The 24,232-nt window shown below is 49.5% G+C and carries 23 protein-coding genes; 9 read left to right on the forward strand and 14 right to left on the reverse strand.

Annotated features, from left to right (window positions below):
• The 6 genes from ccsA (H6750_18860) to ccmA all read right to left on the reverse strand — a co-directional run.
• Positions 1-679: cytochrome c biogenesis protein CcsA (gene ccsA / locus H6750_18860; protein ID MCB9776368.1), on the reverse strand; the 679-nt coding region annotated here is incomplete at its 3' end.
• 18 nt (positions 680-697) lie between these two features.
• On the reverse strand, positions 698-1,153 hold the full coding sequence (gene ccmE / locus H6750_18865) for a cytochrome c maturation protein CcmE (GenBank protein MCB9776369.1): 456 nt from the start codon (positions 1,151-1,153) through the stop codon (positions 698-700).
• Positions 1,137-1,649 (reverse strand): cytochrome c maturation protein CcmE, encoded by a 513-nt coding sequence (locus H6750_18870; protein ID MCB9776370.1) that lies wholly within the window; start codon positions 1,647-1,649, stop codon positions 1,137-1,139. The genes ccmE and H6750_18870 overlap by 17 nt, the downstream gene beginning before the upstream one ends.
• Positions 1,646-2,371 (reverse strand): cytochrome c biogenesis protein CcsA, encoded by a 726-nt coding sequence (gene ccsA, locus H6750_18875; GenBank protein MCB9776371.1) that lies wholly within the window; start codon positions 2,369-2,371, stop codon positions 1,646-1,648. The genes H6750_18870 and ccsA (H6750_18875) overlap by 4 nt, the downstream gene beginning before the upstream one ends.
• Positions 2,372-3,409: 1,038 nt before the next feature.
• The gene (locus tag H6750_18880; protein MCB9776372.1) at positions 3,410-4,087 is read right to left on the reverse strand and encodes a heme exporter protein CcmB; all 678 of its coding nucleotides are present in this window, start codon (positions 4,085-4,087) and stop codon (positions 3,410-3,412) included.
• Complete coding sequence (gene ccmA, locus H6750_18885) at positions 4,074-4,748, reverse strand: heme ABC exporter ATP-binding protein CcmA (GenBank protein MCB9776373.1); 675 nt, start codon at positions 4,746-4,748, stop codon at positions 4,074-4,076. Before ccmA ends, H6750_18880 begins: the two co-directional genes overlap by 14 nt.
• Positions 4,749-5,233: 485 nt before the next feature.
• Here ccmA and H6750_18890 point away from each other — a divergent pair, with 485 nt between their 5' ends.
• From H6750_18890 to galE, 3 genes are all read left to right on the forward strand, one after another.
• Positions 5,234-5,785, forward strand: coding sequence for a TlpA family protein disulfide reductase (locus H6750_18890; protein MCB9776374.1), 552 nt, complete (start codon positions 5,234-5,236; stop codon positions 5,783-5,785).
• 4 nt (positions 5,786-5,789) lie between these two features.
• Positions 5,790-6,539, forward strand: coding sequence for a cytochrome c biogenesis protein CcdA (locus H6750_18895; GenBank protein MCB9776375.1), 750 nt, complete (start codon positions 5,790-5,792; stop codon positions 6,537-6,539).
• Positions 6,540-6,995: 456 nt separating this feature from the next.
• Positions 6,996-8,015 (forward strand): UDP-glucose 4-epimerase GalE, encoded by a 1,020-nt coding sequence (gene galE, locus H6750_18900; protein MCB9776376.1) that lies wholly within the window; start codon positions 6,996-6,998, stop codon positions 8,013-8,015.
• Positions 8,016-8,472: 457 nt separating this feature from the next.
• Here the strand turns inward: galE and bamD are convergent, their stop codons facing one another.
• On the reverse strand, positions 8,473-9,528 hold the full coding sequence (bamD, locus tag H6750_18905; GenBank protein MCB9776377.1) for an outer membrane protein assembly factor BamD: 1,056 nt from the start codon (positions 9,526-9,528) through the stop codon (positions 8,473-8,475).
• A gap of 235 nt (positions 9,529-9,763) precedes the next feature.
• On the opposite strand from bamD, the gene H6750_18910 reads away from it, so the two are divergent.
• The 3 genes from H6750_18910 to smc all read left to right on the forward strand — a co-directional run bounded on the left by H6750_18910 (position 9,764) and on the right by smc (position 15,842).
• Positions 9,764-10,759: a ketoacyl-ACP synthase III gene (locus tag H6750_18910; protein MCB9776378.1), complete on the forward strand. Its 996-nt coding sequence runs from the start codon at positions 9,764-9,766 to the stop codon at positions 10,757-10,759.
• Positions 10,760-10,907: 148 nt separating this feature from the next.
• Positions 10,908-11,846 (forward strand): 4-hydroxy-3-methylbut-2-enyl diphosphate reductase, encoded by a 939-nt coding sequence (ispH, locus tag H6750_18915; GenBank protein MCB9776379.1) that lies wholly within the window; start codon positions 10,908-10,910, stop codon positions 11,844-11,846.
• 321 nt (positions 11,847-12,167) lie between these two features.
• The gene (gene smc, locus H6750_18920; GenBank protein MCB9776380.1) at positions 12,168-15,842 is read left to right on the forward strand and encodes a chromosome segregation protein SMC; all 3,675 of its coding nucleotides are present in this window, start codon (positions 12,168-12,170) and stop codon (positions 15,840-15,842) included.
• A 105-nt stretch (positions 15,843-15,947) separates the two neighbouring features.
• On the opposite strand, the gene H6750_18925 is transcribed toward smc, so the two are convergent.
• On the reverse strand, positions 15,948-16,295 hold the full coding sequence (locus tag H6750_18925) for a 4Fe-4S dicluster domain-containing protein (GenBank protein ID MCB9776381.1): 348 nt from the start codon (positions 16,293-16,295) through the stop codon (positions 15,948-15,950).
• A gap of 530 nt (positions 16,296-16,825) precedes the next feature.
• On the opposite strand from H6750_18925, the gene H6750_18930 reads away from it, so the two are divergent.
• Positions 16,826-17,749, forward strand: a complete 924-nt coding sequence (locus tag H6750_18930) for a DMT family transporter (GenBank protein MCB9776382.1) — start codon at positions 16,826-16,828, stop codon at positions 17,747-17,749.
• 37 nt (positions 17,750-17,786) lie between these two features.
• The gene (locus tag H6750_18935; GenBank protein MCB9776383.1) at positions 17,787-18,179 is read left to right on the forward strand and encodes a nuclear transport factor 2 family protein; all 393 of its coding nucleotides are present in this window, start codon (positions 17,787-17,789) and stop codon (positions 18,177-18,179) included.
• A 146-nt stretch (positions 18,180-18,325) separates the two neighbouring features.
• On the opposite strand, the gene H6750_18940 is transcribed toward H6750_18935, so the two are convergent.
• Positions 18,326-18,547, reverse strand: a complete 222-nt coding sequence (locus H6750_18940; protein ID MCB9776384.1) for a hypothetical protein — start codon at positions 18,545-18,547, stop codon at positions 18,326-18,328.
• Positions 18,548-18,824: 277 nt separating this feature from the next.
• Between H6750_18940 and H6750_18945 the strand changes: the two genes are divergently transcribed.
• A complete protein-coding gene (locus H6750_18945) occupies positions 18,825-19,262 on the forward strand; it encodes a hypothetical protein (protein MCB9776385.1) in 438 nt (145 codons plus the stop codon).
• Between the two features lie 45 nt (positions 19,263-19,307).
• On the opposite strand, the gene H6750_18950 is transcribed toward H6750_18945, so the two are convergent.
• The 5 genes from H6750_18950 to thiC all read right to left on the reverse strand — a co-directional run bounded on the left by H6750_18950 (position 19,308) and on the right by thiC (position 24,230).
• Complete coding sequence (locus tag H6750_18950; GenBank protein ID MCB9776386.1) at positions 19,308-20,402, reverse strand: aminomethyl transferase family protein; 1,095 nt, start codon at positions 20,400-20,402, stop codon at positions 19,308-19,310.
• Entirely contained in the window at positions 20,399-20,782 is a 384-nt protein-coding gene (locus H6750_18955; protein ID MCB9776387.1) for a histidine kinase, read from the reverse strand. Before H6750_18955 ends, H6750_18950 begins: the two co-directional genes overlap by 4 nt.
• A 22-nt stretch (positions 20,783-20,804) precedes the next feature.
• Positions 20,805-21,320 carry a tetratricopeptide repeat protein gene (locus tag H6750_18960; GenBank protein MCB9776388.1) on the reverse strand — a complete coding sequence of 172 codons (516 nt, stop codon included), beginning with the start codon at positions 21,318-21,320 and terminating at the stop codon, positions 20,805-20,807.
• A 52-nt stretch (positions 21,321-21,372) separates the two neighbouring features.
• Positions 21,373-22,173: a thiazole biosynthesis protein gene (locus H6750_18965; protein MCB9776389.1), complete on the reverse strand. Its 801-nt coding sequence runs from the start codon at positions 22,171-22,173 to the stop codon at positions 21,373-21,375.
• Between the two features lie 122 nt (positions 22,174-22,295).
• A complete protein-coding gene (gene thiC / locus H6750_18970) occupies positions 22,296-24,230 on the reverse strand; it encodes a phosphomethylpyrimidine synthase ThiC (GenBank protein MCB9776390.1) in 1,935 nt (644 codons plus the stop codon).
• Positions 24,231-24,232 lie beyond the last annotated feature (2 nt).

Below are 24,232 nucleotides of genomic sequence, written 5' to 3' on the forward strand. Positions count from 1 at the left end.
AGCCGCCGAGCAGAATGCCGGTCGTTAGGCACATCCAGGCAAACATGCTCCATCGCTGCGTGACCTTGATCCATTCCTCTCCCAATCGCCCGGAAAATAATGCCGCCATGGCAAAGGAAAATGGAATGGAAAAGCCCACATAACCCATATAGAGCATGGGGGGGTGCATGACCATTGCCGGGTCTTGCAGCAATGGATTCAAATCCTTGCCATCGAGAGGGACGGGGAGGAGACGTTCAAACGGACTGGAGAGAAAGATAATTAAACATAAAAAACCGAAGATGATGGCGGATTCCACGCCAATCAAATACGGCATGATGGCGGGCTGGGTGCGCCAATGCAGCCAGACGGCCAGAGTGCTGAAGACGGAAAGAATAAAGACCCAGAGCAGGAGCGAGCCCTCATGCCCACCCCAGACCGCCGCGACAGTGTAAAAAAACGGGAGTTTCGAATTGGAATTGTTGGCGACATAGAGAACCGAGAAGTCCCGTATGATAAAGGCATAGACCAGGGAGAGCATGCCCACTCCCAGCAGAACAAAGATGAGGGTGATGGCCATGCGCCCGGAGCGGGCCCAATCGGGGTTGCGGGTTTGGAGGGCCAATACGGCGCTGGCCATGCCAAAGACTGACAGCACGAGGGCCACAATGACCGAAAAATGTCCAATTTCAATAATCATGGAGAATGGCAGACAGTCTTACGGTGAGAGGGTTTTCATAAAATCTTTTTTGGGAAGCTCCACACCCGCGCGTTTGAGTTCCATGGGCATGTAGTCCTCGGAATGCTTGGCCATGATCATCGTGGAATGAAACGTCCGGCCGTCCCGCCATTGGCCTTCCACCACTGCCCCTTGTCCCTCCTTGAACAGGTCTGGAGGAATTCCCTGAAACGCGACAGGAATAGTAGTGGCACCATCTGTGAGCTCAAACGTCAGACCCACCGGCTCGGGTTGGGTTTTGAGGCTACCTTTAACCACCATTCCACCCACACGAACTTTTTTGTTATAGGCTTCGGCCGTAAAGGCTTTCACCTCGGAGGGCGTGACGAAGTACACGATATTTTCACCGAAATTTCCAAACGCAAGATAGCCGAGTGATCCGGCAACCAGGAGGATGCTGACGATGATGGCGATCTTTTTATTCTTTGTGCCCAAGGGAGTCTGCCTCTGGTTCGTAAAGTTTAGATTCCTTGATCTCTTTAAATAAAACCATGACTCTTTGGCTCATGGCAAATACCATCCACCCCAATGCCAGGACGGAAATCAGGTAGGCGGCGGCCACAAATCCAAAATTATTAATCAATGCGGTGTCCTGCGCGCGAAAAACCTGTGCCTGGCCGTCCCAGCGCCCGATGAGAACCAGGGTTTTCAATTCGCGAATGTTTTCCAGTGGAGGACCGTGGTATTCCACAGCAAGGCTGGCATCCCCATCCACAAATTCAAATGTGGCCTGACCATGTTCCACGTCACCCTGCAAGGTACCACTTTTGACCATCCCTTGTATCCTGACCGGTTGGGTAACCGGAGGACTGCTCAGGAGCATTCCCATGGACAAGGTGGATAAGTGTTGCTGGTAGTGCTGATAGGTCAGGATGGCGAGAAGGAGGGTTGCCCCCAGAATCAACGCCCAGCGTGTATATAACCCGGTCATGAAGTCGTCTGAGAAAAATGGGTTTGACTGAGAAAGCGTCCTTTTTTGGCATGCAATAAATCAGTCAAGTACAAAATTTGAGTGCGGACCATTACCATATAGGCAAACAATAACCAACAGCCGATGCTCATTAACGTCAGGGGGACCAGAATGTCTTCTGAAATGCTGACTCCTCTGGTGGAGAACGACATGGGTTGGTGGAGTGTTCTCCACCATTCCACCGAAAATTTGATGATGGGCAGATCGATGCCTCCGACAATAGCCAGAATTGCTGCATAGCGGCCACCCTGCACCCGGTCATCCACGAGGCGCCGGAGCATGATGTACCCCCCTAAAATCAGGAGGAGCACCGTAAACGAGACGAGACGTGGGTCCCAGGTCCACCAGGTGTTCCATGTGGGCTTGGCCCAGATCGAACCGGTGACGAGGGCAAGGGAGGTAAAGAGGGCACAAATGCTTGCCGAGGCCTGGCACATGTTATCCACAAGCGGATCCCGCTTCCACAAATACCAGATACTCCCGAAAAATAATACGGAATAGGCCAACGTGCTTGTGTGAGCCAGTGGCACATGCACATACATGATCCGGACCAGTTCCCCTTGATAATAATCAGGCGGTGAGGCGAGCAAGCCGATATACAAGCCTACAAAGATGCAAAGAGCGGCTCCTCCGCCGAACCATCCTTTATAGCGTTGAATCTGACGAATAATGCGATTGATCATGTTGGGCATTGTAAAACGGATAACCCGACGGAGGGAAGGGTGAAAGGGCTAATTCTGAAAGAAGGGTAATTAGATCGTTAAAAACAAAAAGGAGCAGACCTATTGAAGCCAATTCATAGGTTAGAGGATTGGGCTCTCAAGTTTTTGGTGTAGCTCCAGTAGAATCCGTTGCACATTACGAATTGTCGTCCAAAGGTTAATGCCAGGGATTAAAGCGGCAAAAAAGAGTTAATAGGAAAGAGCTGGCGGGGTACATGGCTGTTTCTTCCAAAAGAAAGAGCCAACTGACCAGCCAATTACCCAAGTCACCCAAAACTCCACAGATCAAATTGGAATACGACCTATGACAGCCGGATTGTCCCTGGGATTCATGTTGCATTTCATTCAAAATGGAGAATCAAGGCAGAATATGCCCTTGTGAAAAAGATACCTTTTGAGTATTGACCACCTTTGCTTTTTGGGAACTTGTCTCAACTACTCTTGCAACTGAAAGAGCTTTGAGAGGACCTGGGATGGTTTGCTGGAATACCACCAACCCCAAGCCATAGCTCTACTTGGCGAATGCAGAATTTGGTATCGAGTCGTTTAGTAAAGAAGAGTGCCTTTAACATGCAAATGCTGTAGAAGAAATGAATGTCTCGTACATGTGTTCTCGCTGCCTAACAGGTCAACGCAGTTTTCGTCCAGAGAATTTCGTCCAAAGAAATCAGGATGTTTAAAAATTAATGTATTGAAATAAAAAAGGAATCCAGAATTTAAAACATCAGGCACAGATAAAATTGGCCTGGTTTTCTTGATTCTCATTAAGACGAGTAGAGCATGAAATGGGGTGCAACTATACAAGGGCTTAAGGTTTTTCGATTACATTCGACGGCCCGTTTCGCATTTTGAAAATAAAACCCGCCAATTGCCTGGCCCGCATGACCAGAAAAATGGCGATGCCCATTTCCCCATATGAGGTGAGCTAATACTGCAGGCGGAGATATCCCCTGAGGGGAAAGGGCCGAGGGGCAGGATTTTCTCAGTTGCTACCAAAATTTATGAGTCGAGAATAAATTCAAATAACCAGAATGAGACGACGGTGAAAATTATGTCAAAGATGATCAAGAGTTGGAGCCATTGCGAGTAAAAAGAAAATGGGTCTCCACTTAAGGCGCCGCGTGTGGCTTCTACGGCCGCGATCATCACCGGAACGGCCAGGGGCAGAAGGAGGACGGGGAGCATAACTTCCCGGGCTCGAATCTGCACGGTTAAGGCTGAAAAGAGCGTGCCGACGGCCGATAACCCCAAGGTGGCCAGAAAAAATATGATCAAAAGGGTTCCAACGGCTTCAATGACATCCAGATTAAAGAATAAGACGAACAGGGGAAATAAGAGGATTTCGACTGAGAGCATGAAGAGGAAATTGGCCGCGACTTTTCCGAGATAAATGGCACCCTTGGGAGCGGGGCACATTTGCAGGGACTCCAGACAATCGTTTTGCAATTCGGAGGTAAAGGATTTTCCTAAGCCGATAATGCCCGTAAAAGTAAAGGCGACCCAGATGATTCCCGCGATCAATTGGCGTGCCGCATCCTGGTCCATGGAAAAGCTGAAGCTAAATACCAGAATAACAATGAGGGCAAAGAACAGCATGGACGACATGGTTTCCCGTGTCCGCCATTCACTGATCAGGTCCTTCCAGACGACCCAGCGAATTGTTTTAAAAAATGGCATCGGTGGTGAGTTGCTCAGGGGAGAGAAGTTGAAGGTGTCCGCCTTTGAGAATTCCGCCCCGACTAGCGATTTGGGTGGCCTTGTCACGGTCATGCGTGGTCATGAACACGGTGCCGTCGCGGTCCAGCGTTTCCTGAATAAGCTGGTTGGTGATAGCCACCCCGTCATGATCCAAGGCGTTGTAAGGCTCATCGAGCAGAAGGAGTTGGGGCTGAGCCAAAATGGTTTTTGCGAAATCCAGTCGCTTTTTCATCCCGGCAGAAAATTGACGTATTTTGAGGTCGGCAAAAGCCCCGATGCCTGTTCGATCCAATGCCCGTTTGATTTGAGGTGGAGATGGGGTTTGCCCCCGCAGGCCCAGGGCAAATTGGAGGTTTTCGGTCGCACTCAGTTCATCATATAAATGGGAGCCGTGGGCGATCAGCATGATGATTTCTCGAACGGTATCCTTCTGTGCCACGCCATCCTGGCCAAAAATGGTAAACTGACCATGAGAGGGCGCTTGGAGGGTGGCTAAAATCCGGAGTAACGTCGTTTTTCCCGCCCCGTTGGGGCCAAATAAGGCAAAGCACTCTCCTGGATAAATGTCAAAAGACAGATCCTCAAAAATACGATAGAAACCGTAGGCTTTGGAAAGATTGCTGACCTGAATAGCGATCATGTCATGGTAAGAGACTTGGAAAAGTTAGCCTTGCAGTCTACGAAATGTATTGGAGGTTGTCTAGGAATGCAACAAGATGCTGGGAACAGTCGCTAGGCTCATGTCGATCATAGTAGCCCGAGCCCCGCAGGATGGGGGATTTCGTACACAGCGGGGTAAGGGCTTGTCGGAAAAATTAAAGTTAGCTTTGGCATTCCCGTTTTCGTCTAGACCTTGTAATATTTACGAACCTGTTCAAAAATATGAAATGGTTATGCCTCTGTTCACATAAGATCCAAATGAACCTGGTGGGTTGACTGGTATGAAATGAATTGCGTTGACGATGAAATTTACCGGGTCTTATGATGAGGATTGAAGGAGTTTGCCGGTTTAGGGCATTGGGTTATGATTGAATTCTTTTGTGTGGAGGCAGTGAGTTGAAAATCATACTTGGATTGAGGGCCGCATGGCATTACCTCTCGAAATCTGGACTCTTTTTGGGAGTGATGGGGATTTTTTGTCTTCTTCTAGGCTGCGATTCCGGCTATTCTGAAAGCTCTACTAGGGAAGCACCATCGTCCCATTCTGTCGCTTCCCGTCCTTCAAAGGGATCCCCCGCTCCGGATTTTCGCCTGATGGATATGAAAGGAAAGCCTGTTTCGCTTTCCGATTTTAAGGGAAAAGTGGTGTTGCTGAATTTTTGGGCGACCTGGTGTGGGCCGTGCCGGATTGAAATGCCCGCAATGGAGGCTTTGTATCGCAGTATGCGATCGAAAGGGTTGGAAATTGTGGCGGTCTCCGTTGACCAACAGGGCACTGCCGTGACAAGGCCTTTTCAGGAGGCGATGGGCTTAAGTTTTCCTATCTTGCATGATCAGGATTATGAGGTAGGGTTGACCTATGGCGCACGTACGCTCCCTATGACCTTTGCAATCGATCGTCAAGGCATCATCCGGCAGGTGGTCTTCGGTTCCCGTGATTGGAACAGCCCCGAAGCTCGCAGGGGAATTGCCGAGGTCCTTCAAGAGTCGATTCCCGAGTCTTCCCAACGGATGTAACCATATGATTGATTCGATCAGCCAGGTGTCTTTGCTTGCGGCGTTTAGTGCCGGACTATTGTCTTTTGTTTCCCCCTGCGTCCTCCCCCTCGTCCCTTCCTATCTGTCCTATATCACCGGGCTCTCGGTGGAAAATCTCGCGAAAGCTGAAGAGCGGGAGCGATTTAAGTCGGCGATTATCCTCAATGCGCTGTTGTTTGTTGCAGGGTTTTCCACGGTCTTCATCGCGTTTGGGGCATCCGCCAGCCTGATGGGACAATTGTTGTATGACTATCAAGACGTGATAAGGAAAGTCGGGGGTGTCTTGATCATTGTTTTCGGGCTATATTTGCTTGGGATTTTGAAATTAAGTTTCTTTATGACCGAACGACGCCTGATGCATTTTGAGACGCGTCCCGTCGGCTATCTGGGTTCCTTTCTGATCGGGACCGCATTTGCCGCTGGCTGGACGCCTTGCGTAGGACCGGTGTTAGGGGCCATTCTGGCCTATGCCAGTACGACGGAATCGATGTCCAGCGGGGTGATGCTCCTATCGGCCTATTCGGTAGGGTTGGGGCTTCCGTTTTTTCTCACTGCATTTGGGATGGATACGTTTTTGAGCTACTTCAAAAACCTTCGGTCCTATTTGGGCGGGGTGTCCTTTATTAGCGGCGGGCTGTTAGTGATGGTCGGCATCATGATTTATGCGGATTCTCTGACACTCATCACCAGTTTTCTTGAACGAAACGGTATTGGTTGGTACATCGGCCAATAACAAGGCCTGACCGACCTGACCTATTCCACTCTTTGTTCTTTCCTCGTCTTCCACTCGATTGTATAGTTTCCGGAATGATGGTGAGCTCAAGCAGGTTTAGGGGGATATTGGAGCAAACAATATTCACGGAGGGGCGACGGTCTTTCCTTGGTCATTGAGGGGGACACGGGAAAGAATTAATCAGAGGATTTAGGAAAGGTTCTTGTTTTTCCTGGAGACGCCGGTCTCAGGTAGATGTATGGATGGTCCTCAATTCACCGCTATTCCTTACCGATCTATTTCTTGACGCATCTTTCTTCTCAGTGTAGGGTCCCACCACATTTTTTGAGATTCTGTAGCGCGGAATCGTTGGCTTGCCATCATTGATGAATTACAGCCTCCGTTACGTGATGTGTGAAGGATGAACACGAAAAGAAACGGCAGCGGGCTATCTCAATTTCAACGGGAGCGTTCTTAATGATTTTGGTAACCGGCGGTGCCGGCTATATCGGGTCTCATACGTGCGTTGAGCTCCTTCATGCTGGCTGTGATGTGACGGTCTTTGACAACTTCTCTAATAGCCATCCTGAGTCGTTGGCGCGGGTACAGCGTATCACAGGGAAATCTCTTCGTCGGATACGCGGGGACTGCCGTGATCGCGCCGCACTGGTGGGGGCTATTCGCGAAAGCGGGGCGACCGCAGTCATCCATTTTGCCGGGCTCAAGGCGGTGGGAGAATCGGTTCAGCAACCGTTGGCCTATTATGACAACAATGTGGTCGGGTCCCTGCGCCTGTTGGAGGCCATGGGCGAGTGCGGCCTGAAACAACTAGTGTTTAGCTCTTCTGCCACGGTATATGGCGATCCGCAACGCCTTCCGCTCACTGAGGAACATCCGCTATCTGCGACCAATCCCTATGGTCGAACGAAACTGATGGTGGAGGAGATCTTGCGTGACCTACACCGCAGCGATCCCTCCTGGCGGATCGGCATCTTGCGGTACTTTAATCCTGTTGGGGCGCATAATAGTGGTCTGATTGGTGAAGATCCTCAGGGTATACCGAACAATTTGTTACCCTTTGTGGCGCAGGTTGCAGTGGGACGGCTGGAGCGCCTGAACGTATGGGGTTCAGATTATCCTACTCCCGATGGGACCGGCGTGCGGGATTATATCCATGTCGTAGATTTGGCACTGGGGCATCTTAAAGCATTAGAGGCATTGGCTCGATTGGATGTTCAGAAAGAATGCTTAACGGTAAACCTTGGCACGGGCAAAGGATACAGTGTCTTGGAGATCGTGCGGGAATTTGAAACCGCAAGCGGCAAGCCGATTCCCTACAAGATCGCACCACGCCGCCCCGGTGACATTGCCTCTTGCTATGCTGATCCGAAGCAGGCGCTCACACTTTTGGGTTGGCGAGCTGAACGCGGACTCAGTGAGATGTGCGCGGATGCCTGGCGATGGCAACGGGAGAACCCTCAGGGCTATGCTGGCTGATTTATCCCCTTAGTGATCTGCAGGCCTCTGGTAGGCGGGCCGCTGAGAGTCTAGTGGCCGGGAATTCTGGTAAAATGCCGCATTGCCCGGCAAAACCCTCGTGGTACCGTCGCGTGATCGGAATTCTCCCATGGTCACAGAGGATCTCCATGGAGGCCGCAGTAACACGCTGGCCTCCCCCACTCAATCGCATTGCATGATCAAGCTATAGAAGAGTCGGGTCTGGGAAGCCCGTAGAATTTTGCGTGGGAATGTCTTTTTGGGAACACATTCCGCAAGCGGTCAGCAGTCTACCCGATGAATATTTTGGAACGGGATGTCCTTCGTTGACATCGCAGAGGAATTGAATCTCGTGGGACAGGTACTTGCGGCGGATAACGGGAAATTGGGCCAATGAGGCTAATTGGCCTCTACGACTACTCGAGAACACGGTTCAGCTAAGTATGGAAGTCGCGGGTTAACACCATTCGCCCGTTTTACAGGATTTCGCGCTACTCGAGACCTGCATGGGTGGTGTTGTGGCTGAGGAGGATGGTGAGTCACACCACGTGCCAATTGTACAAGCTGTCTTGGAGAGCTGCGGCTCCGAAGTTGTGGGGACGCTTAGCATGGCCGGCGTTACTTTCGGGGCGGTGGCTGCGGATAACAATGGGGATTCCGGGGTATGGGATATTGTTCTTACAAGGAGTTGATTGTTAGGGCGTTGTCCTATTACCGAGGGATTGGGGGTGTTGTCCTCATTCAGCGAGGGATCGGGAGGAAGGGAAGCGAGAAGGGTAGGATTCTTTTTTTCTAGCATGGCCAAGAGTTTTTGGCCATCTGAGTGATAGGGGTTGTTGGGATGTTCGTTGACCAGGGTAAGTAACCATTCGTGGGACCATTCTTCGATGCCCAGATTTTGGTAAGTTTTTGCCAGATGGAACATGGCATCCCCAGCAGTTTCTAATTCAGGAAACTCCTTGATGATCTTTTCGAATCGATGGGCAGCAGCGAGATAAGAACCACGTTTGAGATAGAAATGCCCAACCATCAAGTGCCGTTGTGCTAATTGTTCGTGGCAAATCAGAATGGTTTGCTTCGCTTCCGTTTCATAGCGGCTTGCCGGAAAATCTTGAAGAAGTTTCTCGAAACTCTGAATCGATTGCTCCAAGGGCTCTGGGTCACGATCGACGGTCCGGTATTGTTTGAAATGGCTGATCCCAATTTTGTATTGGGCATAAGGGGCTAATATGTGGTTTCGGTGGAGGTCAAGAAAATGTTTGTATTCCACGATGGATTCCGCATAGGATTCCTTGTCAAAAAAAGATTCGGCACGTTTCATGATTACGTTCGGATCGTAACTCATTTCTACCGAATCACCTACGAAGATTTGTTCGTCTGTTGAGGACACTTCTTTTTTCGATGGGGTCTCGGTGTGCTCCGTCGGTTTGGGTGTTGAGGAGCATCCGGTGATCATGATGAGAACAGTGAGGAAGGGGAGCAAAAGAGATCGAAAATTGGCCGGAAATTTCACAGGTTAGTCACTCCAGGCAGTGTTGTGATCATATGATTGTGGTGAAAGCCGGTATAGAGGTATGAAACAGCCCATATCTATACAAGATTCGGACCAATGAAAGAAAGTCTTTAATGTTGCGACTGTGTTAATTTTTTTATTACAAAATTGTCTCCCTTTTACCACAATATTGGCTAAAGATGAATAATTTGCCACAGTCAATGTATTGTCAATTCAACGGATAGGCTATGAGTATATGAATGCCAACCTTTCTTCTCGAATCATCGGAACCGGCTCTTTTCTTCCTGGTCGTCAGGTAGATAATCAAGAGGTGGCCGATCTTTTAGGCATTGAGCCGTCGTATATTTTTCGCGTTTCTGGTATCCGGTTCAGGTTCTGGGCGGATTCGCAGGAGGAATGCTCGTTTTTGGCGGAACAGGCAACGCGAAGGGCATTGGATCAGGCTGATTTGGTCCCGGAAGATCTTGACGCTATTCTGGTTTCTTCCACCTCTCCAGAGATGATTTTTCCTTCCACGGCCTGTTTGCTTCAAGCCCGGCTGGGTATCAGGGGCATCCCGGCATTTGATCTCTCAGCCTCTTGCTCAGGGTTTCTTTATGGCCTTTCCATGGCGGATTGTTTCATTCGGGCCGGACAGTTTCGGCGATGTCTCGTCGTGGCTTCGGAAATCAAATCTCGGTCCCTGGATGTCAAAGATCTGAGTACGACTATTTTATTTGGTGATGGGGCCGGTGCGGCAATTGTCGAGAGATCGTCAAATTCCGACATGGGCATTGTCAGCATTCGACTTCACGCCGACGGGGCATATCATGATCTGGTCAAAATTGCCGGAGGTGGTTCCCGTCAGCCTTTGTCTCAAAGTGTCCTTGAATCCAATGCGCACACCTTGCGAATACGGGGTTCGCGGGTGTTTCGCATCGCAATTAAGCGTTTAGGTCAAGCGGTCAGTGACCATTTGGCGCACGAGAAATGGGATGCGTCGCAGCTCGACCAGGTCATTTTCCATCAAGCGAATGGACGCATGCTGACTAAGTTTTGTGAAAATATCGGAGTCCCTCCTGAGCGATGCCTCTCGATAATTGAGCAAGTCGGAAATACTTCTTCGGCCTCATTGTCAATGGCGTTGGATCATGCGAACCGAAGCCAGAAACTGAAGACGGGGGATCGGGTTATGTTGGGAGCCTTTGGGGGAGGGCTTACCTGGGGGACAGCTTTGGTTCGGTGGGGGTAACACCGCCTTCTTAGTGTTGTCGTTGTGTTAGGGAGAAGCCGGGTTGGGTATTGTGTTGACGATCTCTGGCAATTTGGCCTATCGTGCGCAAAAGACAGGAATGGAATAGGTTACTTAAGCTAAAAAAATATTTAGTAAGGAGGGTGTGTTGAAAATCTTCCTGGCCAATCCAAGAGGGTTCTGTGCGGGAGTGGATCGAGCGATTGAAATCGTTGATTTGTCCTTAAAGACTTACGGGGCACCAATTTATGTTCGGCATGAAATCGTCCATAGTCGTCATGTAGTCGAGTCCCTTCGTGGGAAAGGCGCTATTTTTGTGGAAGAATTGAATGAGGTTCCTGATGGCGCCATCGTCATTTTCAGTGCACATGGTGTGGCTAAAGAGGTGTGGGAAGAATCCAGGCGACGAAATTTGAAAGTGATTGATGCCACATGCCCCCTGGTCATCAAGGTCCATAACGAAGTGAACAGGGATTATTCCAACGAGTATGAGCTGATCCTGATTGGTCACGCGGGGCACCCTGAGGTCGTCGGAACTCTCGGGCAAGTGCCTGATAAATTCCATTTAGTTTCCTCTGTTGAGGACGTGCACTCGTTAGAAGTAGAAAATCCTCTTCACCTGTCGTATGTCACCCAAACTACGTTGAGCGTGGATGAGTGTCGGGATATTGTTGCTGCCTTGCATGGACGGTTCCCGGGTATTAAGGGGCCACATCAGGAAGACATCTGTTATGCCACACAAAATCGGCAAAATGCTGTCAAAGAGTTGTCCCGTTTTGTTGATGTCATTCTGGTAATCGGGTCTCCCAATAGCTCCAATTCCAACCGATTAAGAGAATTGGGCGAACGTTGTGGAATCCCTTCATACCTCATTGATTCTTATCAGGATATTCAGGCTCAATGGCTGGAAGGTGTGAACGCAATCGGCATTGCGGCAGGGGCCTCGGCTCCGGAAGTGTTGGTGGCTCAGGTCATTAAGTTTTTGAAAGAGCATGGTGCGACATCAGTAGAGGAGTTGACCGTGGTGGAAGAGAATGTTGAATTTCTTCTTCCAAAAGAATTACTGATGGCCAAAGTCCCGCGATAAATTACCATGGGTTTCCGCTTTCCCGAAGGAGCGCGACCGTATCTTTTCCGAATTTATCCTTCCTTATTATCTTTTCCAATATATTGAAGCCATCCGACCCGTTTGTTTGGGGAATTCTCCTGGGTGGAGAATGTCCCGTGAGAGGCTCCTTGGTTAGGTCCGGTTGACAGGAACCGTAGTTTTGGCAATATGTCAAGATATTGAATAGGCCGATAGTCGGACCCACAGTATTTTGTGGGAAGTTTTGATTTTTCTTTCTTCTTATGGTACTGAATTGAGCCAAATTACTGCCCTGTCATCCATTCCATACTGAGAGGGAATATGTACCTTCGTACTCTAGTCGTCAGTGGGTTTAAATCCTTTGCTGAGGCAAAAATAGATTTCCCTAACGGGATAACGGCTGTTGTCGGTCCTAACGGGACAGGGAAAAGTAATATCGTGGATGCCATATTGTGGGCAATGGGTGAGCAAAGCGTGAAGAGTTTGCGAAGCGAGCGCATGGAAGACGTAATTTTTAATGGAACGGAGCAACGCAAACCCATGGGAATGGTCGAGGCTTCGCTTATTTTTTCCGAGGTGACGCCTCGTGAGTTGGAGCCTGTCTCTGCCATCCTGGAAGGGCTCGATCAGCCAACGGATGTGATGATCACCCGTCGGCTCTACCGCGAGGGAGACAGTGAATACTATTTTAATAAGATTCCCTGCCGCCTTAAGGATATTCGAGGATTTCTCTGGAATGCCCGGGCGGGAACCAGAGGGCAGTCCGTTATTGAACAGGGCAATATTGAACAGTTACTGAGTGCCTCCCCACAGGAACGACGTGAATTTATTGAGGGCACGGCAGGTATTATTCGATATAAAAAACAAAAGGCGGAAGCGTTACGAAAATTACAAAGTACGGAAAATAATCTTTTGCGGGTTCGGGATATTCTTGGAGAAGTCCGTGGCCAGCTTCGAACGCTCAATCGTCAGGCGAAACAGGCAGAGGAGTATCAGGCCTTTCTCCGTGAAGCTCGAGAGCTTGAAGTGCAGTTGTTGACTCATGATTTTCGCCGGTTTTTTCAAGACCAGTGTCAGTTTGAAAATGAGTTACACGAATCTGAAAGCCAAGAACTCTCCTGTCTGGCTGAAGAGGCTCGACTTGTGGCCGAACACCAAACCGTGCAGTTAGAGCTGACGTCGGCTAGCGAAACTCTCAAGGAAGCGCAGGACCGCTTTCGAGAGATTGAGCAACAACTGTCCCAGGCGTTTACGGCGATTCAGATTGAACGCAACCGGCTTGATCAATATGAACAGCAACATGCACAGGTCATGGAGGAGCGAGCACGGTTGAATGGGGAGGGCCAGGAGGCCACGGGTTCGTTGGAAGCCTTGAGAGAGCGGCTGGCCCAAATCCGGTGCGAGATGGAGATTCTGTCTGTCACGTTGGAAGAAGGAGAGGGGGGTATAGCTGATCTGGCCGTTCGCCGTCGAGAAACTGCGGAGAAGGTCGACAAGGGCCGGGAAACCATTCTGGCCTTAGCTGTCGAAAACACGAATCAGGAAAACCGCTTGCGAAGTATTGCTGAAGGACAGAGTTCGATGGCCAGACGGATCGAACGTCTGACAGTGGAATATTCTCAATCGCAGAACGATCAAACCACCCTTCAAGCTGAAAGCGAAGCCCTTCGACAGGAATGCTCATCGCTCGAAAGTCAGCTTGAGGCGCTTCGGAACAATCAGGACCGCTTAGAGGTTAACCTGCAAAGTCAGCGAGAAACCAGGGAAGAGCTTGATGAAAAAATTCTCGACCTTCAAACCCAAGCCGCTGGCACTGAATCTGAATTACGTGCCATTCAAAGTGTATTTCGGGAAGAAATAGGGTATGGCCACCATGGTGAGGGTGATAAAGCCTCCATTCGCGTCGCCTGTTCATCCATTCAAGAGGCGTTGGCCGAACGGATGGAAGTGCCTGAGGATGTTGAGAAAGCCATCGAAGCCGTTCTCGGCGAGCGGTTGCAGGCGTGGATTGTCCAATCGTCCCAAGAAGCAGAAATGTCCATTGCCCAATTTAAACAACATGAATGGGGAAAAGGCAGCTTTATCCCCTTAAATATTCCGCGACAGGGTCCAAAGCGTCCAGCTGATTGGTGGGAAGTCATTCAGCACAACACGGAAGTGCGGGGATTGGCTGTAGATTTTGTTCAGGTTCCGGGCGAGTTGAAGCCTGTGATTGAGGCGTTGCTGGGGAATACGGTCATTGTTAAGTCATTGTCTGGAGCGTTAAAACTCATGACCGAACATTCCTGGTTCCAGGGGAGCGGTCCGCTTTTAGTGGCCTTGGACGGAGAACTTGTGTCTCCCGGTGGGATCATCAGTGGCGGGTCTGGTGGAGAAGCTGGTGGATTATTACGTCGCCGGCGAGAAATTCTCACATTGGAAGAAAAGTTGAACACCCTTACCGTGGGGTTGGAGGAAGCCAAAGCGAGCCGGAAGTCTCTACTACAGGAAATTGAGGACCTGTCGCGACAACTCGAAGAAGCCACTTTGTCCATTCGTGAGATGGAATTTCAGATGTTGACCATTCAAAAAGAGGCTTCTAGCAAAGAGAAGGCCCTTCCCGATCTCCTCCGTCGGTTGGATGCACTTCAGCAGGATCGATTAGCGGAAGAGGAGGAGTGGGGACAGTTGCAAGTTGAAGAAGTAGAGGTTCAGACCCGGCTTGAGCATCTCAATCGGACACGAGCCCATGAAGATGAGGCGCTTCGTCAACTGTTGGATGCTCTTAATGCCATAGACCAAGAGCGACAGGACATGTTGCAAAGCCTCAATGACACACGAATGAATTTCCAGGCTTTGAAGTCTCAATGGGATCATGAGCAGGCTAATATTGAACGAATTGAACGGGAGGAAGAGCATCGGAAAACCCGAATTCGACAAATTGATGGACAATTGGAACAACTTTTTCTGCAAAGCCGAAAAAGTCAGGAAGAACGCCTTACGAATGAGGGGTTGGTTGAAGAATTGGACATTCAGAAAGAGGCCATTGCCGGAACATTACTGGAGCTTCAGAACCGACATGCAGGATGTATGGAGGAAGTTAAACGGTTGGATGGTCTGATCGGGAAGGCTCGCGAAACATTGAGCCACATCTTTAAGTCCCGTGTTCCGATCGAGGGACGTTTGGCGGAAGTTCGGGCGAAGTTTCATGCTGTAGAAGAAACGCTCACCATGACTTACGAAATTTCGACGGATGAACTCAAAAATCATCCGGAAGCCGGACAGATCGCGGAAGGTCTGGAAGGGAGAGAACAAGCTTCTGAGGAAAAAACCGGCCAGTGGAGGGAGCAATTACAGGGTATCAGGAAAAAATTAGAGCGTATCGGTCCAATTAACTTGGCTGCTATTGAGGAGCATGCTCAATTAGAAGAACGCTATCAATTTTTATTAGCGCAAGAAGAAGATTTGGCCGGTTCAATCCAATCACTTCAGGAAATTATCCAGCGTTTGAATCAAACTACCAATAAGCTGTTTGCGGAGACCTTTAAAGAGCTTCAAGTGAAATTTAGCGAAGTCTTTTCAGCCTTGTTTGCTGGAGGACGCGCCGAATTGATTTTAGTAGAAGATACTCAGGAAGGACAGGAATCAGAAGGGCCCAACCTTGAGCCAGGTGTGGAAATTGTCGCCCAACCACCAGGGAAACGCTTAAAAAGTCTCAACATGCTTTCCGGAGGGGAAAAGACCATGACGGTCATGGCCCTTCTTTTTGCGAGCTTTCTCATTCGACCTTCTCCATTTTGTGTGTTGGATGAGGTGGATGCGCCATTGGATGAAACAAACGTGGTCAGGTTTGGTCAATTTTTGCGCCAAATGGCGGACCGGTCTCAGTTTATTGTGATCACGCACAATAAACGGACCATGGAGACTGCCAACTCCCTTTTTGGTGTGACAATGGAGGATCCTGGCGTTTCGAAATTGATTGCTGTTCGGCTCCATGAATTAGAAGAGGTAAGCTGAAAATACAGCGCGGGGACTCAGCATTAGTTGAAACCCAAAAGAAAAAGCCCCTTCCTTGAAAAGTCGGAAGGGGCTTTTTTTGCAGAGTCGTGTTTTTCCGGTGAGTTAATTTCGAACGCCGGCCCAAACTTTGGCCGGGTCGATTTCTTTGTCAGGATTCAGCTCTTTGGCCTTATTCAGGAGTGTGTCCGTTGTCTCAGGGATTTCTGGATCAGGTATGCAGCAATCGTCGACAGGACAAACAGCCGCACATTGAGGCTCATCAAAATGCCCGACACACTCTGTGCAGCGTTCATAGGTGATCACGTACACCGTGTCCCCTTCACCCTGACCTTCACCGACCTTATTGCCCTTTTCCTCCGCGGCACTGCGCGTCTCAAAAATTGCCTCATTTGGACATTCCGGAAGACAGGCACCACAATTAATGCACTCTTCTGTGATTAGCAACGACATAATTCCTCCTTAGGGGACAGATAAACCGTCATGTCAATTGTAGGAAGTCAACACCTACGATTCTTATTGAAATTTGTCTTGGCATGAGGGCGGTACAGTATCAACTCTTTGGCGATTTTAACGGTGTAAATTTCTTTGCGTCAACCGGACAGAAGACCTATCCGATAAGCCATTCGGACCCGCGGTTAATTGAGGGTTACTCAGAAGCTTTTCTAAGAAATTGCTGAAGCCCATAAGCATCCAAATCAAGAGTATATTATATATTTCTATATATTTTCCGGAAGACTGTAATTTGGTCTGATCTTGACGAACCTATGGACGATTGTTATAGGAGCGATGCCTCCTCATAACTTGGAGAGGGCACTTGCATTTGTAGGAGTTATCTTTGAATCATGTAGAGCGAAAGATTTTGTATGTGTGGTTGTACTCCTGGTAGGCTCGTCCCAGAGTACGTTCGATAGAGGGGTTGTCTTGCCTGACAATGGGATTGGGATTTCCGCCCCTTCCGTATTTTTCTTACTTGCCTCCCCATGAAAAATGTTAGCCAGGGATCCTCAGCGTTTTTCGCCTACGCGGCCCTCACGACTGCTGCGGTGGTCTGGGGAGGGTCGGTAGTTGCACAAAAAGTCGCTTTAGGCCCATTCTCGCCTGTAGAGGCGTCTGTTTTTAGGGGATTAGGAGCCTTGCTGATCCTTATTCCTCTATGGCTCTGGAAGGAAGGGGCGGTTTCTTTTTCACGAAGAGATTGGCGAAATTTTTTTTTCCTAGGAATCGGGGTCCTTGGCAATCACTTGTTCGTGCTCTTTGGTCTGCAATTTATTGGGGCAGGGGCAGCTGGCATCATTATAGGTTCAAGCCCGGCTATTACCGCATTCTTGTCCTCGCTCATCCTTAAGGATATTCCCCTGCGTGTGATTTGGCTTGGTTGTCTCGTCTCGTTTTTGGGAGTATTGAGTATTTCCGGGCGCGGGGCGGTGGATGGATTGGGTTCCAATCCTTTATTGGGAGGGAGTCTGGTGGTCTGTGCCTTAGTCAGTTGGGCCTTATATACGATTGGCTGCCGAAAAACGATGGAACGTTTTTCCCCGCTGACTGTGACGTGGACGACTCTTCTACTCTCGTTGATGTTTGAAATCCCTTTGTTGAGCCTGAACCACAAAGTTCTGGTTGCAGGGGTAGAGTCGGTTCCGGTATCTGGCTGGCTGGCACTTTTGTACGTTATGGTGTTTGCCACGGCATTGGGTCAACAGGCCTGGCTGCTCGGCGTCAAAGGAGTCGGTCCTTCCAGAGCGGGAATTTTTGGGAATCTTATTCCGGTTTCTGCGTTGTGTTTTTCGGTGATGATTTTGGGTGAACCGGTTGGCATGAGAGAAATAAGTGGGATAGGATTGATTCTGATTGGGGTCTGGTTGGTTGATCGACAATCCTGTGCCATGTTAGTGAAGGTCACATGATCAGGAAATTGGCGAAAATGAAGAAAGAGAGCGCAGAATGCTGAAGGAACGGATTGAGGAAGTTACACAGATGAATGAATTGTTTTACCGAGGGTTTGAACAGCTGGATGTTGCGCTGATGGACTCTATTTGGGCTCATCAAGAGTATGTGACCTGCATTCATCCAGGGTGGAGCATCCGGGTCGGGTGGCCGGCGGTTCGGGATTCCTGGGTGGTCATTTTCAATAATACGTTTTCAATGAAATTTGAACTGACGGAAGTACAGGTTCAGGTTGCCGCCGATGTTGCCTGGGTTATTTGTACCGAAAACATCACCAGTCGGGTGGGAGAGAACGAACAGAATAGCCAGGTGGTATCGACCAATTTATTCGAGCGGATCGGAGACGAGTGGAAGATCATTCATCACCACGGTTCACCGCTTATGGAATAAGATTTAATCGTCCATTGGGTATCTGGCGACGCGCGGGTATTGCTTCGGTGGCGTAGGTAGGAGGAGAGCTCTCCTCACTATGGGTATCAAAGGAGCCAGGAGATCGGGGTCATGATTCAACGCGTGTGAAGGGCAAAGAGGACTGATCAAGAGGCAGAGGTACTGAATGTCGTTTTAGCCCATTCTTCAACAATCACGTCCCGTTCTTCCATATTCAACGCGCAATATTTTTTAAACATACCCAGCCCCCCTTTTTTTCTGCGCCACGTGACGAATTGTAAAAAGTGTTCCTTGCATAACGATTGAGTCCCGGCAGGGGCGTAGAGGGGTTCGGTGCATCCCCCAATTAGACACGTATCGGCATCCATAAACTGGTTCTCCTTAAAGGTTCCTCTGGCCACATTTTCCATTCGAAGTATGCCCAACTGCGAGCTGAGAAGGCAATCAATTCACGCCATGATAAAAAATAATTATAGGTGGATGCCACTAATAGAGGGGTTTGGCTCTCTTGCTTTCTCTGTCAAATGGCGGGTATCGTAGGCACCCTGTTTAGGCAAACCAATTCGACATAATGTCATAGTGTCGTGGAAGAAAGGAGCATATTCTGTGTTGACTGCTACAGATGTATTTGAACAAACGAGAGAAATGGCTTTGCGCGCAACGAGCCAGGAAGAGCGGGCTCTTCAAATCGATTATCCGGCTCTGAGCACGAAGATTGAACAGGCATTGAAAGGTCGGAAGGTTAACCTTCTGTATGTCAACGAATTTTTGCCGGAAGGGTATGAAGATCAAGGGCGTTTTAACGTGATGGTTATGACATCTGGCAACGTTCTTTTCGATATGGTTATCGGGGACTCGTACTTTCGGTATGATGTTTTTTCTTGCTGTGATTTGGATAAAATTCAATTGATTGACGGGACTTGGGATAATAAGGAAAAACGCACGGAAGAATCATTTCTTAGTCTCCGGCTGATGCATGGCGATGAGGCGCATATTCTTCTCGCGCTTAACGACGCACATCGTCCAGCGGTATTGTCTTTTGCGGAAAAAATCTCTCATGGCCGACATCCCGAAAAAGCCTGATCAATTTCAGATTTCGGAAGAATTCTTTTGGAATCCCGAGGCTGATTAAGAGGCTGTAAACGGCAAGGCGCAGACAGACGCTGGAAAGCGCTGGTTTCTGATCTCGATTTCCAGTTTTGTCTGCGGTTGGGTAAAATCTCGTAATGGAAATCCAAGAGCAATCGGTTTTTTCACAAGAGGGGAGTGGGTGGAACTGGACACCCACCCCACTTCCCGGGTCCCACTAAAAAGTTTCGCCCCAGGTTCGGGTAGCTGTGGGACTTCCGCTTCAAGAACTAATCCGACCATTCGCCGCTTCACCGATCCGTACGTATCCATTCTGGCGACGACTTCCTGCCCCGGATAACATCCCTTCGATAAACTAAAGGCAATTCCCTCAAGATTGGCTTCTGGCGGAACGATTTTTTCATTTAAGTCCGGCCCAAGGCGAGCCAATCCACCTTCAATCCTGGATGTCTCTAGTGCCTCCCTTCCGACCTGGAGCAGGCCTAGCTCTTTTCCCGTGTTCAAGAGATGAGACCAGAGCGAAGGAAGGGCTTCGATCGGTATAAACAATTCGTAATCTTGTCCACCCGTTTCTTCCGTGCGAGCAAGAAATCCTTGTGCATCAGCTAATGTGAAGGTGATGGTGTCTAAGACCTGGAGTGATCCCACTTCCAAATTTAAGGCATTCTTAAGAACCTCCGGACCCTTCGGCCCCGTCACAAGGAGAAGGCCCCAGCTTTCCAGGCTATTGTGAAGTTTGGCTTTTGTCCCATAGAGCAGAAATTTTCGAAGGGCTTGATAGGTAAGATCCCCTACCTCTCCAACATCCTCAATGATCAGGGATTCGGTTTGCCGAAACACCCGGAAATAGGAAAGCATTTTCCCCTTATGGTTCATAAATGCAGAGTACCGGCCCTGCCCGGATTTGAGAGGAAGGATATCATTGCTGATGAGGCTTTGGAGCCAGGTGACCCGGTCATCTCCCGTGACCATGATTTTTCCGCGTAAGGAGAGGTCGGCGAGCCCAGCCCGCCGATGAATAGATTCATACTCTAAGAGAGTATTCCCATAATGGAATGGGACTTCCCATTCGCCACATGGTTGAAACGTGGCTCCTAGGGCTTCATGCTGCTTATGAAGAGGTAGCGTTTTCATGATGTCGTTGCCGCCGTGATTTCCTCAAACAGCGCGAGTGTCCGCGCAGAAAACTCATTGCGCGAGACAATTTTTTGAATTCCAAGGTCTTTGGCCAGTTTCCAGGTTTGCACCTCTTCATGATTGGCAAAGGCCAGAATGGGCAAGGAGTGTGTTTGAGGAAGGGTTCGGAGAGATTTCACAATTTCGGAGGCATTAAGACGGTCATCGTTCATGTTAATAATGATGCCCATTGGTTGGCTGGCAAGAGCTTTGGTTTGCCAGTCATCTCCGGTGCGGAGGCGTTCCAGTTTGTAGCCTTGTGGTAAAAAGGCATCGCGTATTTTGGTGTAGAAGAAGATATCACTCACGGCCACAAGAATTGTTTTGGTGTCTGGCATTTGGTAAGGCCTTTTTGTTGTGCTAGTTCATGAGAGTCAGAATGCGCATGAGCGCTTGCTTAGCTGTCTTGTATTCGGGGTTAAGGGCCAGAGACTTTTTGTAGGAATCGACGGCTTGGTCCCATGCCCCTTGTCGTTCGTACACCCGTCCGAGATTCATATGAGGAAAGGAGGGGTTTTCATATCGTTTGGCTTTCATCGCCTTTTCAAGCCAAGGAATGGCCTCTTCCAGCTGGTTGAGCTCAATGAGGTAGGCCCCGATATCGTTATAGGGATTTCCGAATTCAGGGTCCTGCCGAATAGCCTGATGGCATTCCTCAATGGCTTCTTGCAATTGTCCCATGAAACTATAGGCCCATCCTAGAAATGTGTGGGCTTCGGCTGTCGGAAAGAGGTCGATGGATTGTTTGTAGAGATCAACTGCTTCTTCCAGCTGTCCCTTCATTTGGAGCTCATAGGCCTGTTGAAAAAGGTTCCAGGCTGCCACCTTATCCTCTTCGTTGCCCTCACCCTGGTCGAGAAAATCTTGAATATCCATGGGAAATTGTGTTCCGCACAGTCCTTTTTGTGTTTATCAGGAATAGTAGCGGTTACTCGCCTTTGAGCTTGTGTTGGACTAATTCAGCTGCACGTCGGCCGGAAAGCAACATCGAACCAAATGCCGGTCCCATGCGTGGACTGCCATCAACTGCAGCAACGGCCAAGCCGGTCACAAAGCAATTGGGATAGATTTCACGGGTATTTTCTACCACTAATGCTTCAGAACGCGCTACCCACATAGCTCCGTTTCCCGGAACCTTCTGATATAAATTACGTTGGTTGAGGAGATTAACCACAACGGCATCATGACCGGTAGCATCAACCACAATTTGACTTTCAAGGGCAATGGGATCTACGTGAATGGTATCATGACCGGCCATTTCCACAGTGGAATTATTGACAACGACACCTTCGATACGATGATCCTGCCGAAGAATAAGATCGACCACTTTTGTGAGATTCATAATCTTCACGCCGGCTTCGTAAGCGGCGGAAATGAGCCGGCTGGTCACATGAGGAGGATCAACCATGGTCATGCCCGGGCAGTCTTTAATCGGTTTAAAGGGTATGCCCAATTCTTCAAGAATCCGATCCGCCGGTTCGCAAATCGTGGCCTTATTCATGAGAAATCCCCCGGACCAAAAGCCACCACCAAGAGCCAGTGATTGTTCGATGAGCAGAGTCCGGAAGCCGATTGCGGCGAGATCGCGGGCACAAAGGAGTCCGGATGGACCTCCGCCCACTATAATGATATCGCTTTCAATCAGTGCATCGAATTCTTTGTAATACTCCCGGGCAATGTGACGGGTGATGTCCCGTTCTCGTAACGGAGCGATGTTTATAGGATTCATAGGGGAGCTCCAGGTAATATTTTTTCGTTTTTAACCAACATAAAGGCCAATGACGTTTTGGACTTTGTCTCTGTACAAATTCCTCCGGTTTCCTGCAGATTCCGTCATTGACCCATCCCGCTTTATCGATATAAGTCTCCACCGGTTTTTCGGAACTCTTCTGACTTTTCCTGCATGCCCTGCTTCAGGGCGGCATCATCCGCCAATTGTTTTTCCGCAGCATACTCTCGCACGTCCTGGGTAATTTTCATAGAACAAAAATGCGGGCCACACATGGAGCAAAAATGGGCCAGTTTAGCCCCCTGAGCGGGGAGCGTGGCATCATGGAAATCCTTCGCCGTTTCCGGGTCAAGCGATAAATTGAATTGATCCTGCCAGCGAAATTCAAACCGTGCCTGTGAGAGGGCATTGTCCCGGTGTTGAGCCCCCGGGTGGCCTTTAGCCAAATCTGCGGCATGTGCCGCTATTTTGTACGCCATAACTCCGGCTTTCACGTCCTCCTTGTCAGGAAGCCCTAGATGTTCTTTGGGGGTGACGTAACACAGCATCGCGCAGCCGTACCAGCCGATCATGGCTGCGCCGATTGCGGATGTGATGTGGTCGTAGCCTGGCGCAATATCAGTGGTAAGGGGGCCCAGAGTATAGAATGGGGCTTCGTCACAAGCCGCCAATTGTTTGTCCATGTTTTCTTTGATGAGTTGCATGGGGACGTGTCCCGGCCCCTCAATCATGACTTGGACGTCATGCTTCCAGGCGATTTTCGTGAGTTCTCCCAGTGTTTCCAGTTCGGCAAATTGGGCCACATCGTTGGCGTCCGCCAGGGAACCCGGTCGCAATCCGTCTCCTAAGCTAAATGACACATCATAACTTTTCATGATTTCGCAAATTTCTTCGAAATGCGTATAGGCAAAGTTTTCCTGATGGTGAGCCAGGCACCATTTGGCATGGATGGACCCGCCGCGGGAGACGATACCGGTCATCCGAGAGGCTGTCAGCGGGACATAGGCCAGGCGAACACCGGCATGAATGGTGAAATAATCCACGCCCTGTTCGGCCTGTTCCACGAGAGTATCTCGAAAGATTTCCCAGGTCAGTTCCTCTGGTTTCCCACCCACTTTTTCTAAGGCTTGGTATATGGGAACGGTCCCTATGGGCACGGGGGAATTTCGTATGATCCATTCACGGGTCTCGTGGATGTTTTTCCCTGTGGAGAGGTCCATGACGGTGTCTCCTCCCCATCGGATAGACCAAATTAATTTTTCAACCTCTTCTTCAATAGAGGACGTAACGGCAGAATTTCCAATGTTGGCGTTGATTTTTACCAAAAAATTGCGCCCGATAATCATAGGCTCAATTTCTGGATGATTGATATTGGCGGGAATAATGGCCCGTCCCCGAGCCACTTCATCACGGACAAACTCCGGTGTGATGTAGGAGGGCGTGGACGCGCCCCAATTTTGTCCAGGATGTTGAACCACTCCGAAGGCCTGTCCTGTCCCCTGTTGGGCGGATAGGCGCTCCTCACGTGCCTGGTTCTCCCGGATAGCAATAAATTCCATTTCCGGTGTGACGATTCCCTTCCGGGCATAGTGCAATTGCGTGACGTTACGGCCTGCTTTCGCCCGGAGTGGCGGGCGTTGCAAATGGAACCGGATGGCCTGCAAAGCGGGATCGTTTGCACGAATTCGTCCATATCGTGAGCTGACCTCTTTCAAGGCTTCGACGTCTTGACGTTCGGCGATCCAGTCCTTTCTGATGGGATGAAGGCCCTTGCGCACATCAATCTGAATCCCAGGATCTGTGTAGGGTCCTGAGGTATCATAGACAATGACAGGCGGGTTCTGAATTTCGGTGTCATCGTGCATGCTCCGACTGCTTGTTTGATGAATTTCCCGCATAGGGACCCGTACATCCGGTCTCGAGCCGGTTCGATATATTTTTTGTGAGCCGGGAAACGGTTGAATCGATAGGGAAGAAAGAGGAATGCGGGGCTCCTCCGAAATGACGTGTAATGATGGTGTCGAAGGACTGGATGTGGTGGTTTGGGCTGGTGTCATGC

The organism is Nitrospiraceae bacterium, assembly GCA_020632595.1.
GTDB lineage: Bacteria > Nitrospirota > Nitrospiria > Nitrospirales > UBA8639 > Nitrospira_E.

Bases quoted from the DNA above. Each gene is read 5' to 3' on its own strand.
- H6750_18930 (MCB9776382.1), top strand. From the start codon at position 16,826: ATGAAAAATGTTAGCCAGGGATCCTCAGCGTTTTTCGCCTACGCGGCC.
- ccsA (MCB9776371.1), bottom strand. From the start codon at position 2,371: ATGATCAATCGCATTATTCGTCAGATTCAACGCTATAAAGGATGGTTC.
- H6750_18870 (MCB9776370.1), bottom strand. From the start codon at position 1,649: ATGACCGGGTTATATACACGCTGGGCGTTGATTCTGGGGGCAACCCTC.
- thiC (MCB9776390.1), bottom strand. From the start codon at position 24,230: ATGACACCAGCCCAAACCACCACATCCAGTCCTTCGACACCATCATTA.
- H6750_18880 (MCB9776372.1), bottom strand. From the start codon at position 4,087: ATGCCATTTTTTAAAACAATTCGCTGGGTCGTCTGGAAGGACCTGATC.
- H6750_18925 (MCB9776381.1), bottom strand. From the start codon at position 16,295: ATGTCGTTGCTAATCACAGAAGAGTGCATTAATTGTGGTGCCTGTCTT.
- H6750_18910 (MCB9776378.1), top strand. From the start codon at position 9,764: ATGAATGCCAACCTTTCTTCTCGAATCATCGGAACCGGCTCTTTTCTT.
- H6750_18945 (MCB9776385.1), top strand. From the start codon at position 18,825: ATGGCTTTGCGCGCAACGAGCCAGGAAGAGCGGGCTCTTCAAATCGAT.
- H6750_18955 (MCB9776387.1), bottom strand. From the start codon at position 20,782: ATGCCAGACACCAAAACAATTCTTGTGGCCGTGAGTGATATCTTCTTC.
- H6750_18960 (MCB9776388.1), bottom strand. From the start codon at position 21,320: ATGGATATTCAAGATTTTCTCGACCAGGGTGAGGGCAACGAAGAGGAT.
- H6750_18935 (MCB9776383.1), top strand. From the start codon at position 17,787: ATGCTGAAGGAACGGATTGAGGAAGTTACACAGATGAATGAATTGTTT.
- smc (MCB9776380.1), top strand. From the start codon at position 12,168: ATGTACCTTCGTACTCTAGTCGTCAGTGGGTTTAAATCCTTTGCTGAG.
- H6750_18950 (MCB9776386.1), bottom strand. From the start codon at position 20,402: ATGAAAACGCTACCTCTTCATAAGCAGCATGAAGCCCTAGGAGCCACG.
- H6750_18895 (MCB9776375.1), top strand. From the start codon at position 5,790: ATGATTGATTCGATCAGCCAGGTGTCTTTGCTTGCGGCGTTTAGTGCC.
- H6750_18890 (MCB9776374.1), top strand. From the start codon at position 5,234: ATGGGGATTTTTTGTCTTCTTCTAGGCTGCGATTCCGGCTATTCTGAA.
- ccmA (MCB9776373.1), bottom strand. From the start codon at position 4,748: ATGATCGCTATTCAGGTCAGCAATCTTTCCAAAGCCTACGGTTTCTAT.
- galE (MCB9776376.1), top strand. From the start codon at position 6,996: ATGATTTTGGTAACCGGCGGTGCCGGCTATATCGGGTCTCATACGTGC.
- H6750_18965 (MCB9776389.1), bottom strand. From the start codon at position 22,173: ATGAATCCTATAAACATCGCTCCGTTACGAGAACGGGACATCACCCGT.
- H6750_18940 (MCB9776384.1), bottom strand. From the start codon at position 18,547: ATGGATGCCGATACGTGTCTAATTGGGGGATGCACCGAACCCCTCTAC.